This is a genomic window from Leclercia sp. W6, assembly GCF_003336345.1.
Taxonomy (GTDB): domain Bacteria; phylum Pseudomonadota; class Gammaproteobacteria; order Enterobacterales; family Enterobacteriaceae; genus Enterobacter.
This window is the reverse complement of sequence record NZ_CP031104.1, coordinates 3909348-3925865: the sequence shown is the minus strand read 5'-3', so window position 1 is coordinate 3925865 and position 16518 is coordinate 3909348. Positions and strand designations below refer to the sequence as shown.

Genomic DNA, 16518 nt, shown 5'->3' with positions numbered 1-16518 from the left:
CCACTATTTCTTCATCTGTGACAGAATGGTCTGGCACTGATTGGCCTGCCCTTCAGACGGCGAGATGAGCGCCAGCAGCGCTGCGGCAGGGGTAACCAGGGTCGCCAGCGCAGCGGCCACCGCACCACGAGCAATTAACGGCCCCGCCTTCACCCCCGCATCCGGATCTTTAAAGCTACCGCGCACGTACAGCGGCGAGCGCAGCGTCACGATGCGAATGCCTTTACTTTCCGGGTTGATGGTGAGATCCAGCTGTTCCGAGGCCATACTGGCGGTGCCGGTGACATTGATCACCGCGTTTTCAGTATCGAAGGCGAAAATCTGCGGCCGGGCGACGCCATTGACCAGGTCGATATTGGCCGCCGCGCAGTTCACCCGCACCTCGTCGTCGCCAAAGATCTGGCCGACAATGAAGTTCCCGACGTTCAGACCCAGAATCTCCATCAGGTTACGGCTCACCAGTCCGTCGTTCATCAGCAGCTTCAGATTGCCGTTGCCGTTACCCAGCAGGGCCGCTACCGAGTTGCCGGTACCGCGAATTTTGGCATCGCCATTCATCTCACCCAGGGTTTTCTGCATCAGCTCCACGTCCGGCATCAGCTCCTTCAGCTTCAGCCGTCGCGCCTGAATATCGGCCTGGCCCCGCATCGGATTTTTATCGCCTTCAAGATGGATATTTGAGGAGATGGTCCCGCCCGCCAGACCGAACTTCAGCGGCTCCAGACGCAGGTCGGCATTTTTCAGGAGGATATGAGTAGAAAGATTACTGATAGGCAGGCTGCTGCCATGCTCGATTCGCCGCCCCTTGAAGCGCACGTCCGCATCCATTACGTCCCACTTATCAGTTTCGAAGCGGTCATTGGGCAACACTTTGCCAGAAGGAGGCGCCTGCTTGCGCACCTCCTCCGCTTTGGTGCCTTTACCGGAGTCGACGCCAATCAGCGGCCCGAGGTCCGCCAGCCGCAGCTGACGCGACTCCACATCCCCTTCCAGCTTCGGTCGCGGTTTGCCGGTGGTGTAGGTCAGCGAACCGTGGATATCGCTGTCACCGATCCGGCCATTAAAGTTGCGGTAATCGTAGACCGAGGCCTCTTCCGAATTGATTTTCGCCACCAGTCGACCGTCGGTTTCAAACGGTGGCGTATCTGGCAGCAGTACGCCGGTCAGCTCATAGAGTTCACCCAGCGAATCCCCGGCGAATTTCAGCTTCAGATCGACACCGCCCATCTTCATTGGGTCGTTCACCGTACCGACAAAAGCTACCCGGGTATTGCCGGAGCGGAAGTCAGCCTGCACCGGGAAGGGGGTGCCTTCGCTGCGCAGCGCCAGCATACCGCCGATTTTACCGGTGCCGCGCAGCGGCTGGTCGTTGTAGCGCCCTTCAGCCTTCAGGCCAAAGACGTAATCGCCGACCTTATCCTTTTTGCCTTTATCGCCGGTCACTTCGCTGAAGGGTACCGGCTTGCCCAGCGGATCGACGAAGATCTCCATCTGTGCTTTGCTGACCGCGTCGTTTACGTCGATCCGCCCGCGATCGAACAGAATATTATCGAGGCGGAAAGACCAGGACGAAGGCTGGGCATCAGGATCTTTTTCTTTATCATCACCCGCCAGATCGAAGGTCCAGTTATTGGTCTTCTCCGACAGGCGGATCAGCCGGGCATCTGGCTGTTGCAGTTTGATCCACGGCAGATAGACCGTTTTGGTGAGCAGCGCCAGCGGCGCAAGGGTGGCCTCGACGCGCGGGAGATGCACCATGGTGATTGCAGGAATGTCCGGCGGGTTGCCGAGAATAACGTCGTTAGCGTGAACGTGCGGCCAGGGTATCCAGCTGCGCCAGCCCGTTTCGCCCTTCTGCCGCTCCCATACCACGCCCAGATCGCCGCGAATAGCGAAAGGACGGTTAAGTTCGGCCGAGACTTTCTGGTTGATGGTCGGTTTGAGGCGGTTCCAGTCAAATGTCGCGATCACGACAATCAGCACCACAATCAGCAACAAGAAGACTCCCCCTGTCCAGGTGATAATCTTCGCTGTTTTTGTCATCCCATACTCCCTTTCAGTAATCACTTGCCTTTCATGAATATAGTCCAGGCAGGCGGAAAGGGGGCGGCAGCGTCCGGTAATAACGCGTTAACCACGCACTATTACGGGAAGCTGCAGGGTTTTACAGGGTGATGATTACGTTGTCGAGCGTCTCCATCGATACCGGGCGGGAGAGGAAATAGCCCTGGGCGGCGGCGGCAGGTGAGTTTTGTACATCGCGCCACTCTTCCAGCGTCTCGACGCCTTCGACGATAACGCCCTGACAGTAGCGGTTCATCAGCTGCAGCAGAAGCGTGAACAGATTGCGTCCTTCCGGGGTCTGGCGCAGCATAATGAACAGATCGCGCGCCACTTTGATGTAGTCGTAACGCACTTCGCTCAGGGCGGAGAAGTTCGCCATGCCGGTGCCAAAATCGTCCAGCCACAGGGGGCCAAACTCACACATGGTGGCAAACGAGGAGTCCTGCGGCAGACGAACGTGCTCCACCAGCTCAAAGCGCAGCCACGGCAGCTGGTGGATCAGCTTCTGCAGGCTCTCATCCTGCCGCACCGCCAGTAGCGTTGGGCCATCGACATTAACCGAAGCCAGAATATTGTTATCAGCAAAAAAGGCCTGTCTGGCCATCAGCATAGCGAGCTGCTCTTCAAGGATATCCAGACGATGGCGCACGGGCACTTCCGCGAAGTAGCGATCGGGTGCAATCCGCTGTGCCGGGTTTGAAGGATGGGTTACGACGGTCAGGATCTCAATCGCCATCAGCTTACCGTCGGTGCGGTAGATCGGCTGATAAGTATAAGCGCGCTCACATTGCAGCCAGTAGCGGTGTTCCTGTAAGTTCTCAATACTCGCCTCAGGGATGCTCAGCAGCTGGATGTCCTGCCTTAACTTCATTTCAGATGTCCTGTTGAATGGGAAAGAGCCTGTCGGGACTGGTCAAAGGATTATCGGCTCCAGGTAAGAGAACTTTATGTTCGGTTGCGGACGAAAATGAAAATCTGAGATATCAAACCCGTCAGGAACTTGTCCAGGTTCAAAAAAATAATGGAACGTCGTTTTAATACAGTTGACCGCTTCCGGCCTCCAGCGCAAACTAACCGCAGTTTAATTATCCAGGTTCACGACTATGTCCAAAAAAATTGCCGTGATCGGCGAATGTATGATCGAACTCTCCCAGAAAGGCGCGGAAGTTAGCCGCGGCTTCGGTGGCGATACCTTAAATACCTCCGTATATATTGCTCGTCAGGTCGATGCTGACGCGCTGGCGGTAAACTATGTTACTGCGCTGGGCACCGACAATTTCAGCCAGCAGATGCTGGACGCGTGGCAGAGTGAAAATGTTGACACCTCCCTGACCCAGCGGATGGAAAACCGCCTGCCGGGCCTCTACTACATCGAGACCGACAGCACCGGCGAGCGTACGTTCTATTACTGGCGTAACGAAGCCGCCGCCAAATTCTGGCTGGAGAGCGATAGCGCGGCGCAGATCTGCGAAACGCTGGCCCATTTTGACTATCTCTATCTAAGCGGCATCAGCCTTGCGATCCTCAGCCAGAGCAGCCGTGATAAACTGCTCTCCCTGCTGCGCGAATGCCGCGCCAACGGCGGAAAGGTGATTTTCGACAACAACTACCGTCCACGCCTGTGGGCCAGCCGCGAAGAGACGCAGCAGGTTTATAGCCAGATGCTGGAATGCACCGATATCGCTTTCTTAACCCTCGACGACGAAGATGCGCTGTGGGGCGAGAAGCCGGTTGATGAGGTTATTGCGCGTACGCAGGCCGCCGGTGTCAGCGAAGTGGTGATTAAGCGCGGGGCAGATTCCTGCCTGGTGGCGATCGCCGGAGAAGCGGTTATCGAAGTGCCTGCGGTGAAGCTGGCGAAAGAGAAAGTGATTGATACGACCGCGGCGGGTGACTCCTTCAGCGCTGGCTATCTGGCGGTGCGTCTGACCGGCGGTACGCCGGAAGCGGCAGCGCAGCGCGGCCACCTGACCGCCAGCACGGTGATCCAGTATCGCGGCGCCATTATTCCACGCGAAGCGATGCCTGCTTAAGGGCTGTATCCATTAAAAAAGGCAACGTACGTTGCCTTTTTCCTTTTACTGCGCGGGCGCCATAATGTCGTTCCACGTCGCCTGCAGCTCCTTCATATCATATTCAGGTTCACCTTTCGGCTGCATTAAAATTAGCGACATATCCTGGGAAAGCTGCTGACGCAGATCCTGGCTCAACATATCCGCAGTCAGGCTGTTAAGAAAGTCCTGGCGCAGCTTCTGATACTGTTCCGGCGCGATATCCACCACCTGATTTTGCAGGGAGCGAATACGCTGGCTGATCAGGATATCGGTATCGGTACGGGCATAGGTAGCGAACAGTTTTTGCAGCTCAATATTTTTCTGCGCCACCAGCGCGTTGAACTCCTCTTCACTCAGGCCGTTATCACGCACTTTCGCCAGCTCTTTTGCCACTATCGCCATATTGGCGTTCAGCTTGTCGCCCGGCGACTCAACATTAATGGCGCACTGGGCGCGCTGGAACAGCACCCGGCAATCAAAGCCCAGACCGATATCTTTAGCGTTGTTCTTACTCAGGGTTTGTTGAACATGCCAGAACAGCGCTTCACGGGCTAAATCGGCGCGCCAGTAGCGTAGCAGCGCGGCAGACTCACGAATCGGCTGCCACGGGCTGTCCCACATGATGGAGAGACGATCCTGGCGCACGGAATCGGTCATGATGCTCACCGGCTCTGCGCGCAGCGGTGAAAGCGTTGGTACCGGCGCTGGCGTGTTACGTTTGCCTTTCAGCTCACCGAAGGTTTTGCCAATCTGCTCGATCACCGCGCGGCTATCAATGTTGCCGACCACAATCAGGGTCATAGCATCCGGGGTGTACCAGGTCTGGTAGAACGACTTCACCTGTTCAATATCAACCGGTTGCTTTAACGGCTCTGCCGGATCGTGGCCCAGCAGCGCCGAACCTTTCAGACGATAGCGCCACCAGCCCTCTTTGGTATCCGCAGGCCAGGTCGCCACCATGTCGCTGTTGCTCAGGGCGTAATTCACCGTTTCAGGGGTAATGGAGACGCTACCGGCGGTATCTGACAGCCAGGTCAGCGCCTCTTTAAGCAGATCGTTGCGGTTGTTTGGCAGGCTGAGGTTAAACATGGTGTAGTCGTAGGAGACGACGGCAGGCGGCAGCGGGCGTTTCGGATCGATACCCTGTTGCCACAGAGAACGGGCCTGTACAGCCTGAAGGCTACCGCTTTGGGTCAGCGCCAGACGAGGAATAAAATGGCTGAAACCGCTCTGTTGCGTACTCTCGGTCAGGGAGCCGGTGTTGACGGAAAGGCGGATTTCAATGCGGTCGCTGGGGCGCTGTGGGGTGGCTAAAACTTGCCACTGAAAACCGTTAGACAGCGTTCCCTGTTGCCAGGCCGGGTCCGGCTGGAGCGCGTCAGCCTGCACGTAACTGGCTGCTGCCATCATGAGCAAACCGCCGGTTAAGAGTCGAATTTTTGTGCCCTGCATGTGAACCCCTGATCAACATTCCTGGTTACAAAGAGTGCCACACGCCCTGTCGCACTCTAAATATGATGTACAAAACACTCCGATTAGACCGCGCATGAAACGAAACGTCACGGCATGAAGTGAAATTTACCCGAAATAAATCTTATCGAATTATGACAAGTATGCCGGGCCATTATGCGCAGGAGCCCGCACCCCGACAAGGGAATGCGGGCCTGAGGGAAGATTTTAGGAGGACAAACCGTGTGTTTTGCCGTCTGGCGCACGATTATTCAGCGTATCGTCGAGCTTTTTGTGGTCCAGCTCTTTCACCCACTTCGCCACAACCACTGTTGCCACGCCGTTACCGACCAGGTTGGTCAGCGCACGGGCTTCAGACATAAAGCGGTCGATACCGAGGATCAGCGCCAGGCCAGCCACTGGCAGATGTCCCACCGCAGAGATGGTTGCCGCCAGGACGATAAATCCGCTGCCCGTGACCCCAGCCGCCCCTTTTGAAGAGAGCAGCAACACCACCAGCAACGTGATTTGATGGAAGATATCCATATGGCTGTTGGTGGCCTGGGCGATAAACACCGCCGCCATCGTCAGGTAGATCGACGTCCCATCCAGGTTAAAGGAGTAGCCAGTGGGGATAACCAGCCCGACGACCGATTTACGGCAGCCCAGCTTCTCCATCTTATCGAGCATGCGCGGCAGCGCCGATTCAGACGAGGAGGTGCCCAGCACAATCAGCAGCTCTTCACGGATGTAGCGAATGAACTTGAAGATGCTGAAGCCAGTCGCGCGGGCAATGCTGCCCAGCACCACCACCACGAACAGAATACAGGTGATATAGAAGCAGACGATCAGCTGGCCCAGCTGCACGAGAGTACCGACACCATATTTACCGATAGTGAAGGCCATTGCCCCGAAGGCGCCAATAGGTGCCAGACGCATAATCATGTTGATGATGCCGAAAATCACCTGCGAGAAGCTTTCAATAACGTTAAAAATCAGCTGACCTTTGCTGCCGAGGCGATGCAGGGCAAAACCAAACATTACGGCGAACAGCAGCACCTGCAGGATATTCCCGCTGGCGAAGGCGCCAATCACACTGCCGGGGATCACATCCAGCAGGAAGGCGACCACACCCTGATCTTTCGCCTGCTCGGCGTAGACCGCCACCGCTTTCGCATCCAGCGTAGAGGGGTCAACGTTCATGCCTGCGCCAGGTTGCACGACGTTAACAATCACCAGACCGATGATCAGCGCGAGGGTGCTGACGACTTCGAAATAGAGCAGTGCCACCGCCCCTGTACGGCCAACGGCTTTCATGCTTTCCATGCCTGCGATACCGGTCACGACGGTGCAGAAAATAACCGGCGCGATCACCATCTTAATCAGCTTAACGAAGGCATCACCAAGCGGTTTCATCTGGGCGCCTAATTCAGGATAGTAATGACCAAGCAGGATACCGATAGCAATGGCGGTTAAGACCTGAAAGTAAAGACTTTTGAAGAGAGAGGTTTTCATAAGATGTCCTTGGGAAGAAAAGCCACAGGCGGAGTAGGGTTACTGCTCACCTGCGGCCTTAAAATATCACCCATAAATCAGGACAGATAGAAGATCAGGCTGAATTTGAAACACAAATGTTAAGAACTTTGAGCTGACTCGCACAATTCAGCAACATTTCAGTCATCAGCATTAGCGCGTTTAAAATAACGGCTCTCAAAAATATCACCCGGAACGGCTTTGTCGAACAGATATCCCTGGCCGCATTCCACCCCGGCATCGGCCAGCCATTGGCGCTGAGCTTCGGTTTCGACACCTTCAGCGATAATTTCCAGCTTCAGGCTACGCGCCAGCTGGATAATTGCCTCGACCATGCTGCTGTCTTCCGGTAGCCCCTCCACAAAGGCCTTATCAATCTTCAGCACATCTACCGGCAGGGTTTTCATATGTTGCAATTGACGCAGGCCAGCGTATCCCATGCCAAAGTCGTCCAGCGCGATACGGACCCCGGCGTTACGCAGCGGGCGAAGTATCGCCACCGCTTCGTTAGGATCGTCAATCCGGCGGCTCTCAGTCACTTCCAGCATCAGGGTGTCCGGCTTGATCTGGTAGCGGTGAATCAACGCCAGCAGGTCCGGCACCATATTTGGATGCATTAGCTGCAAGGCCGATAAGTTAACCGATAGCGGCATCATCACCCCGCGCGACTGCCAGGCTGACAGCAAACGGCAGGACTCTTCCAGCACCCAGTGACCCACCGTCACAATCAGGCCGCAATTTTCAATACGGTCGATCAGCCCTTCCGGAAGCTCCCAGCCGCCGTCGGGCTGACGCATCCGCAACAGCGCTTCGGCGCTATGGACCTTACCGGTGCGCAGATCGACCTGCGGCTGCAGCCAGATAGCGAAATCGTTGCTGTCCAGCGCGGTCAGGATGTCGTTCTCTTCTGAGAGCCGCTGCTGCGCTTTCTCCATCTGCTCGGGTTCGAAGAACTGAATCTGATTCTTACCCTTCTGGCGGGCGGTAAACGCGGCGGAAAATGCCCGGCGATAGAGCTGTTCTGCGGTCAGGTTGCCGTAAAACATGGCGATACCGATACTGGCGCTCGGGCGCAGCTGGATCCCCTGAACCGGCAACCGCTCATTGATAACAGTAAGCATTTGCTGACCTAATGTGATGGCATGCCACGGCTCCTTGACGCCATTGGCGATAATCACGAAGTCGTAGCCGCTCACCTGCGTCAGTACCATCCGTGGTGCAAGCACGGATTTCAGCTTTTCGACCAGCGTCAGTAAGACCATCTCTCGCTGACTCTCTTTCAGCACGCCAGCGGTATCCTGTAACGTTTCACAGGCCACTACCATCAGCGCCATGGTCTGCTGCCGCTTCACGGCCTGCTCCAGCATCACCATCAGAAACGCCTTATTGGGCAGTTCCGACACCGGGAAACGGGTGGCATTGTGGTTGAGCTCATCGTGCTGGCGCATCATGCGCTGCTGGTTGAGGTTATAACTGCGGACCAGCATGCCAATTTCATCGTCGTGATGCAGACGCGGCAGAGCAAGCTGGTGCCCCACCTGTTGTTGCGGCGAGAGGGTATCCAGCTCCCGGGCAATGCGACGCAGCGGATGGACGATGAGACGGTTAATGCACCAGGTCAGCGCCACGGTAAGCATCAGCGTCAACAATAAGTAAGTGGTTACCAACGTTGAGATCCAACTGATGACAAATTTGTACATTCGCCAGGAGTCAGACTGTAGCACCAGATAGGCCAGCGGCTGTGGGTTCGCCGGGCGCTGCAACGAATAGACCGGAAGGGAGATCTGCACCGGCATTTCAAACAGGCGTTTCATCATCACCGGTACCGGATGCTCCGGGATAAAGTTCATGCGTAACGCCTGAAACTGATTCGGCAACACCACATCTGCTTGGCTGACGACGCCTGCTGGCTTAATGCTTTTAATAATGGACTCCGCCTGAGGAATATCACCCTTCAGAATGGCGGCAGAGAGGGGCTCACGGATTGAGCGGGCGATGCTCTCGAGTTGCGTAGCCGTGTTATAGCGATTCTGCTGAATGGCATGAAACAGCAAAATGACGCAAAAGACGAAAACAAACACCATGGTGACGGCAGTGACCATCGCCATTTGTTTGATAGTTAAAGAGCGGCTGACACGCAAAATGGATCTCCAGAAACGCGAAAGGCAGGTTAATCAACTGTTACCCTGCTGCTTTCAGAGTATACCTTATCGGGAACTGTTTAAGAGAGTGTAACCAAGCGTTTAGGGATTATTCTGGTTGCCGCTTCGCACGGGGGCTGGCGGCGGTATAGCTGAAGAACCGGGGAGCCCGCGGCTCCCCGCAATTTATTCGGCGCTGCGCAGTGAAATCTCACCGCCGACCCACGGTTTAATCACGCCATCCTGCTCCAGCAACAGCGCGCCCTGCTCGTTGATACCGCGCGACGTGCCGTAGATCTCTTTGTCGCCAATGATCAGCTTCACCGCACGGTGAGCAAAGTTATCCAGCTTTTCCCAACGAGGCAGGAACGGGGCTAAGCCTTCCTGTTCGAAGATTTTCAGCGAGTGGCGTAGCTCGTTAATCACCCGCACGGCAAGGACATTACGATCGATAACGATCCCTGCTTCCTGCAGGTTGATCCAGCCCTGGTTAATATCTTCGGCCTGTACATTGCGCATCACCAGGTTTATCCCGGCACCCATTACGATCTGCGCGGCATCACCGGTTTTTCCGGTCAGTTCTACCAGAATACCAGCCAGTTTGCGATCGTTCAGATAGAGATCGTTTGGCCACTTCACGCGCACTTTATCAGCGCCCAGCGACTGCAACACTTCTGCCAGCACAATGCCAATCACCAGACTGAGGCCGATGGCGGCGGCAGGACCTTGTTCCAGACGCCAGTACATGGAGAGATAAAGATTGGCGCCAAAAGGCGAGAACCATTTACGTCCCCGGCGGCCACGACCCGCCTGTTGGTATTCTGCCACGCAGCAGTCACCAGAGTGCAGCGTGTTAAGCCTGTCGAGCAGATACTGGTTGGTAGAATCAATCACCGGCAGAACGGCAACGCTGTTGTCGGTGATCTGACTGCTGATAAAGGCTTCGTCCAGGAGCTGAACCGGCTCCGGCAGGCTGTAGCCTTTGCCCGGCACGGTAAAGACATCCACTCCCCAGTCACGCAGGGTCTGAATATGTTTATTAATGGCGGCGCGGCTCATTCCCAGCTGTTCACCCAGCTGTTCACCGGAATGGAAATCACCGTCAGCCAGAACAGAGATCAGCTTCAGGGGAACGGTATGATCTTTCATGCAATGGCCTCCACCGCATTAACTTCACCGTGATGGCCGATAAAGCGCACCTCCGGCTCCAGCCAGACATCAAATTTCTCGCCCACGCGCTGGCGCACCTGATGGGCCAGCTGCACGACATCACTGCTGGTCGCATTGTTTTCGTTGATAAGCACCAGGGCCTGCTGACGATGTACCGCTGCGCCGCCACAGGTTGTACCTTTAAGCTGACACTGATCGATCAGCCAGCCCGCTGCCAGTTTAACGCTGCCATCTGCCTGCGGATAGTGCGGCGCCAGCGGCCACTCGGCGAGTAAGGTTTCGGCTTTTTCACCGGAGATAACCGGATTTTTGAAGAAACTGCCGGCATTTCCGTTTACTTTCGGATCGGGCAATTTACTCATTCGCATATGGCAAACCGCGTCGAAAATCTCTTTTGCAGTGACCGTGGCAGGATCCAGACGAGTGAGATCGCCGTAGGTGAGGACAGGCTGCCAGTTTTTGGTCAGGCGCAGTCCAACCGCAACGATGACATATTTATCCTGATACTCATGTTTGAAAATGCTGTCGCGATAGCCAAAGCGGCACTGTTCCGCACTTAAACGCAGCGGTTTGCCCGTTGCCAGCTCGATACAGTCGACATAATCACAAACATGTTTGAGTTCGATGCCATAGGCACCGATGTTCTGAATAGGGGATGAACCCGCGCAACCAGGGATGAGCGCCAGGTTTTCCAGCCCCGGCATATTATTTTCAAGGGTAAACTGCACCAGGCGATGCCAGTTCTCCCCGGCTCCCACATGCAAACGCCAGCAATCCTGCGCCTCTTCAACTTTAATCCCGCTGATGCGGTTAACGATCACCGTGCCAGAAAAGTCTTCCAGAAAGAGAACGTTACTGCCTTCGCCCAGAATAAGAACAGGGAGGTGGTGTTGCGTGGCATGATTCCATGCGGCCAGCAATTGCTGCGCATCGTCGGCCCGCACGATCTGACGGGCATTTCGGTCAATACCGAAGGTATTCCAGGGCTTAAGGGAGTGATTCATAGACGCTATCCAGATGCAAAAACCGGGATAGTTTACCGTATATGGAATCGGTTAGGGGGATAACTTTAAAGACGGGATAGAATGCGCAGAAACGCAAAAAGCCCGTCCTTGCGGACGGGCTCTCGGCTTTAATTGATGCCTGGCAGTTCCCTACTCTCGCATGGGGAGACCCCACACTACCATCGGCGCTACGGCGTTTCACTTCTGAGTTCGGCATGGGGTCAGGTGGGACCACCGCGCTACAGCCGCCAGGCAAATTCTGTAATCTGTATCAGCTGAAAATCTTCTCAAACCCACCGAAACAGCTTCGGCGTTGTAAGGTTAAGCCTCACGGTTCATTAGTACCGGTTAGCTCAACGCATCGCTGCGCTTACACACCCGGCCTATCAACGTCGTCGTCTTCAACGTTCCTTCAGGACTCTCAAGGAGTCAGGGAGAACTCATCTCGGGGCAAGTTTCGTGCTTAGATGCTTTCAGCACTTATCTCTTCCGCATTTAGCTACCGGGCAGTGCCATTGGCATGACAACCCGAACACCAGTGATGCGTCCACTCCGGTCCTCTCGTACTAGGAGCAGCCCCCTCAATTCTCCAGCGCCCACGGCAGATAGGGACCGAACTGTCTCACGACGTTCTAAACCCAGCTCGCGTACCACTTTAAATGGCGAACAGCCATACCCTTGGGACCTACTTCAGCCCCAGGATGTGATGAGCCGACATCGAGGTGCCAAACACCGCCGTCGATATGAACTCTTGGGCGGTATCAGCCTGTTATCCCCGGAGTACCTTTTATCCGTTGAGCGATGGCCCTTCCATTCAGAACCACCGGATCACTATGACCTGCTTTCGCACCTGCTCGAGCCGTCACTCTCGCAGTCAAGCCAGCTTATGCCATTGCACTAACCTCCTGATGTCCGACCAGGATTAGCTGACCTTCGTGCTCCTCCGTTACTCTTTAGGAGGAGACCGCCCCAGTCAAACTACCCACCAGACACTGTCCGCAACCCGGGTAACGGGTCCACGTTAGAACACCAGCCATTAAAGGGTGGTATTTCAAGGACGGCTCCATGCAGACTGGCGTCCACACTTCAAAGCCTCCCACCTATCCTACACATCAAGGACCAGTGTTCAGTGTCAAGCTATAGTAAAGGTTCACGGGGTCTTTCCGTCTTGCCGCGGGTACACTGCATCTTCACAGCGATTTCAATTTCACTGAGTCTCGGGTGGAGACAGCCTGGCCATCATTACGCCATTCGTGCAGGTCGGAACTTACCCGACAAGGAATTTCGCTACCTTAGGACCGTTATAGTTACGGCCGCCGTTTACCGGGGCTTCGATCAAGAGCTTCGCCTTACAGCTAACCCCATCAATTAACCTTCCGGCACCGGGCAGGCGTCACACCGTATACGTCCACTTTCGTGTTTGCACAGTGCTGTGTTTTTAATAAACAGTTGCAGCCAGCTGGTATCTTCGACTGATTTCAGCTCCACCCGCAGGGGCTTCACCTACATATCAGCGTGCCTTCTCCCGAAGTTACGGCACCATTTTGCCTAGTTCCTTCACCCGAGTTCTCTCAAGCGCCTTGGTATTCTCTACCTGACCACCTGTGTCGGTTTGGGGTACGATTTGATGTTACCTGATGCTTAGAGGCTTTTCCTGGAAGCAGGGCATTTGTTGCTTCAGCACCGTAGTGCCTCGTCATCACACCTCAGCGTTAACAAGGTACCGGATTTACCTGGAACCTCCGCCTACATGCTTAAACCGGGACAACCGTCGCCCGGCCAACATAGCCTTCTCCGTCCCCCTTCGCAGTAACACCGAGTACAGGAATATTAACCTGTTTCCCATCGACTACGCCTTTCGGCCTCGCCTTAGGGGTCGACTCACCCTGCCCCGATTAACGTTGGACAGGAACCCTTGGTCTTCCGGCGAGCGGGCTTTTCACCCGCTTTATCGTTACTTATGTCAGCATTCGCACTTCTGATACCTCCAGCATGCCTCACGGCACACCTTCGCAGGCTTACAGAACGCTCCCCTACCCAACAACACATAGTGTCGCTGCCGCAGCTTCGGTGCATGGTTTAGCCCCGTTACATCTTCCGCGCAGGCCGACTCGACCAGTGAGCTATTACGCTTTCTTTAAATGATGGCTGCTTCTAAGCCAACATCCTGGCTGTCTGTGCCTTCCCACATCGTTTCCCACTTAACCATGACTTTGGGACCTTAGCTGGCGGTCTGGGTTGTTTCCCTCTTCACGACGGACGTTAGCACCCGCCGTGTGTCTCCCGTGATAACATTCTCCGGTATTCGCAGTTTGCATCGGGTTGGTAAGCCGGGATGGCCCCTAGCCGAAACAGTGCTCTACCCCGGAGATGAATTCACGAGGCGCTACCTAAATAGCTTTCGGGAGAACCAGCTATCTCCCGGTTTGATTGGCCTTTCACCCCCAGCCACAGGTCATCCGCTAATTTTTCAACATTAGTCGGTTCGGTCCTCCAGTTAGTGTTACCCAACCTTCAACCTGCCCATGGCTAGATCACCGGGTTTCGGGTCTATACCCTGCAACTTAACGCCCAGTTAAGACTCGGTTTCCCTTCGGCTCCCCTATACGGTTAACCTTGCTACAGAATATAAGTCGCTGACCCATTATACAAAAGGTACGCAGTCACACCCCGAAGGATGCTCCCACTGCTTGTACGTACACGGTTTCAGGTTCTTTTTCACTCCCCTCGCCGGGGTTCTTTTCGCCTTTCCCTCACGGTACTGGTTCACTATCGGTCAGTCAGGAGTATTTAGCCTTGGAGGATGGTCCCCCATATTCAGACAGGATACCACGTGTCCCGCCCTACTCTTCGAGTTCACAGCATGTGTGCTTTCGTGTACGGGAGTATCACCCTGTACCCTGCGACTTTCCAGACGCTTCCACTAACACACAAGCTGATTCAGACTCCGGGCTGCTCCCGTTCGCTCGCCGCTACTGGGGAATCTCGGTTGATTTCTTTTCCTCGGGTACTTAGATGTTTCAGTTCCCCGGTTCGCCTCGTTAGCCTATGTATTCAGCTAACGATAGTGTGACGAATCACACTGGGTTTCCCCATTCGGACATCGCCGGGTCAAGGGTTCATATCACCTCGCCGGCGCTTTTCGCAGATTAGCACGTCCTTCATCGCCTCTGACTGCCAGGGCATCCACCGTGTACGCTTAGTCGCTTAACCTCACAACCCGAAGCTGTTTCACTTCGTGTTGTGAAAATTTGAGAGACTCGAACACACTTAACGTGTGTCGTTTCAATTTTCAGCTTGATCCAGATTTTTAAAGAGCAAATATCTCAAACGTAACTCACTGAGTTAGTTTTGAGATACTGATTGGTTGTGCCTTTCACTCACACCCAGCAAGTGGCGTCCCCTAGGGGATTCGAACCCCTGTTGCCGCCGTGAAAGGGCGGAGTCCTAACCGCTAGACGAAGGGGACACGAGGTGTCACGACTTCGCAGCCGTCTTGCTTTTCACTTTCTATCAGACAATCTGTGTGAGCACTGCAAAGGCAGGTTCTTTAAGGTAAGGAGGTGATCCAACCGCAGGTTCCCCTACGGTTACCTTGTTACGACTTCACCCCAGTCATGAATCACAAAGTGGTAAGCGCCCTCCCGAAGGTTAAGCTACCTACTTCTTTTGCAACCCACTCCCATGGTGTGACGGGCGGTGTGTACAAGGCCCGGGAACGTATTCACCGTAGCATTCTGATCTACGATTACTAGCGATTCCGACTTCATGGAGTCGAGTTGCAGACTCCAATCCGGACTACGACGCACTTTATGAGGTCCGCTTGCTCTCGCGAGGTCGCTTCTCTTTGTATGCGCCATTGTAGCACGTGTGTAGCCCTACTCGTAAGGGCCATGATGACTTGACGTCATCCCCACCTTCCTCCAGTTTATCACTGGCAGTCTCCTTTGAGTTCCCGGCCTAACCGCTGGCAACAAAGGATAAGGGTTGCGCTCGTTGCGGGACTTAACCCAACATTTCACAACACGAGCTGACGACAGCCATGCAGCACCTGTCTCAGAGTTCCCGAAGGCACCAAGCCATCTCTGGCAAGTTCTCTGGATGTCAAGAGTAGGTAAGGTTCTTCGCGTTGCATCGAATTAAACCACATGCTCCACCGCTTGTGCGGGCCCCGTCAATTCATTTGAGTTTTAACCTTGCGGCCGTACTCCCCAGGCGGTCGACTTAACGCGTTAGCTCCGGAAGCCACGCCTCAAGGGCACAACCTCCAAGTCGACATCGTTTACGGCGTGGACTACCAGGGTATCTAATCCTGTTTGCTCCCCACGCTTTCGCACCTGAGCGTCAGTCTTTGTCCAGGGGGCCGCCTTCGCCACCGGTATTCCTCCAGATCTCTACGCATTTCACCGCTACACCTGGAATTCTACCCCCTCTACAAGACTCAAGCCTGCCAGTTTCAAATGCAGTTCCCAGGTTGAGCCCGGGGATTTCACATCTGACTTAACAGACCGCCTGCGTGCGCTTTACGCCCAGTAATTCCGATTAACGCTTGCACCCTCCGTATTACCGCGGCTGCTGGCACGGAGTTAGCCGGTGCTTCTTCTGCGAGTAACGTCAATCACTGCGGTTATTAACCGCAATGCCTTCCTCCTCGCTGAAAGTACTTTACAACCCGAAGGCCTTCTTCATACACGCGGCATGGCTGCATCAGGCTTGCGCCCATTGTGCAATATTCCCCACTGCTGCCTCCCGTAGGAGTCTGGACCGTGTCTCAGTTCCAGTGTGGCTGGTCATCCTCTCAGACCAGCTAGGGATCGTCGCCTAGGTGAGCCATTACCCCACCTACTAGCTAATCCCATCTGGGCACATCCGATGGCAAGAGGCCCGAAGGTCCCCCTCTTTGGTCTTGCGACGTTATGCGGTATTAGCTACCGTTTCCAGTAGTTATCCCCCTCCATCAGGCAGTTTCCCAGACATTACTCACCCGTCCGCCACTCGTCACCCGAGAGCAAGCTCTCTGTGCTACCGTTCGACTTGCATGTGTTAGGCCTGCCGCCAGCGTTCAATCTGAGCCATGATCAAACTCTTCAATTTAAGTTTGAT

8 protein-coding genes, 1 tRNA gene and 3 rRNA genes are annotated in these 16518 nt (G+C 54.9%); 1 reads left to right on the top strand and 11 read right to left on the bottom strand.

What is annotated here, in order from left to right; all coding sequences use genetic code 11:
• Positions 1 to 3: 3 nt before the first annotated feature.
• Both DVA43_RS19165 and pdeH read right to left on the bottom strand, forming a co-directional pair.
• Positions 4 to 2043 (bottom strand): AsmA family protein, encoded by a 2040-nt coding sequence (locus tag DVA43_RS19165; protein ID WP_114316454.1) that lies wholly within the window; start codon positions 2041 to 2043, stop codon positions 4 to 6.
• A 121-nt stretch (positions 2044 to 2164) separates the two neighbouring features.
• Positions 2165 to 2935 (bottom strand): cyclic-guanylate-specific phosphodiesterase, encoded by a 771-nt coding sequence (pdeH, locus tag DVA43_RS19160; protein ID WP_114316453.1) that lies wholly within the window; start codon positions 2933 to 2935, stop codon positions 2165 to 2167.
• A 232-nt stretch (positions 2936 to 3167) separates the two neighbouring features.
• On the opposite strand from pdeH, the gene DVA43_RS19155 reads away from it, so the two are divergent.
• Positions 3168 to 4097: a sugar kinase gene (locus tag DVA43_RS19155; protein WP_114316452.1), complete on the top strand. Its 930-nt coding sequence runs from the start codon at positions 3168 to 3170 to the stop codon at positions 4095 to 4097.
• A gap of 45 nt (positions 4098 to 4142) precedes the next feature.
• Here the strand turns inward: DVA43_RS19155 and DVA43_RS19150 are convergent, their stop codons facing one another.
• The 9 genes from DVA43_RS19150 to DVA43_RS19110 form a co-directional block, all read right to left on the bottom strand.
• Entirely contained in the window at positions 4143 to 5570 is a 1428-nt protein-coding gene (locus tag DVA43_RS19150; protein WP_114316451.1) for a pitrilysin family protein, read from the bottom strand.
• Between the two features lie 225 nt (positions 5571 to 5795).
• A complete protein-coding gene (gene dctA, locus DVA43_RS19145) occupies positions 5796 to 7082 on the bottom strand; it encodes a C4-dicarboxylate transporter DctC (protein WP_114316450.1) in 1287 nt (428 codons plus the stop codon).
• A gap of 158 nt (positions 7083 to 7240) precedes the next feature.
• Positions 7241 to 9241, bottom strand: a complete 2001-nt coding sequence (gene hmsP, locus DVA43_RS19140) for a biofilm formation regulator HmsP (protein WP_210406686.1) — start codon at positions 9239 to 9241, stop codon at positions 7241 to 7243.
• 186 nt (positions 9242 to 9427) lie between these two features.
• A complete protein-coding gene (birA, locus tag DVA43_RS19135; RefSeq protein ID WP_114316448.1) occupies positions 9428 to 10390 on the bottom strand; it encodes a bifunctional biotin--[acetyl-CoA-carboxylase] ligase/biotin operon repressor BirA in 963 nt (320 codons plus the stop codon).
• A complete protein-coding gene (gene murB / locus DVA43_RS19130; protein WP_114316447.1) occupies positions 10387 to 11415 on the bottom strand; it encodes a UDP-N-acetylmuramate dehydrogenase in 1029 nt (342 codons plus the stop codon). Before murB ends, birA begins: the two co-directional genes overlap by 4 nt.
• A gap of 137 nt (positions 11416 to 11552) precedes the next feature.
• A 5S ribosomal RNA gene (gene rrf, locus DVA43_RS19125) occupies positions 11553 to 11668 on the bottom strand.
• 64 nt (positions 11669 to 11732) lie between these two features.
• Positions 11733 to 14628: ribosomal RNA gene (locus tag DVA43_RS19120) — 23S ribosomal RNA — on the bottom strand.
• 181 nt (positions 14629 to 14809) lie between these two features.
• Positions 14810 to 14884 (bottom strand) — tRNA-Glu (locus DVA43_RS19115).
• An 87-nt stretch (positions 14885 to 14971) separates the two neighbouring features.
• Positions 14972 to 16509: ribosomal RNA gene (locus tag DVA43_RS19110) — 16S ribosomal RNA — on the bottom strand.
• The 16S, 23S and 5S rRNA genes sit together here with 1 tRNA gene alongside, the layout of an rRNA operon.
• Positions 16510 to 16518 lie beyond the last annotated feature (9 nt).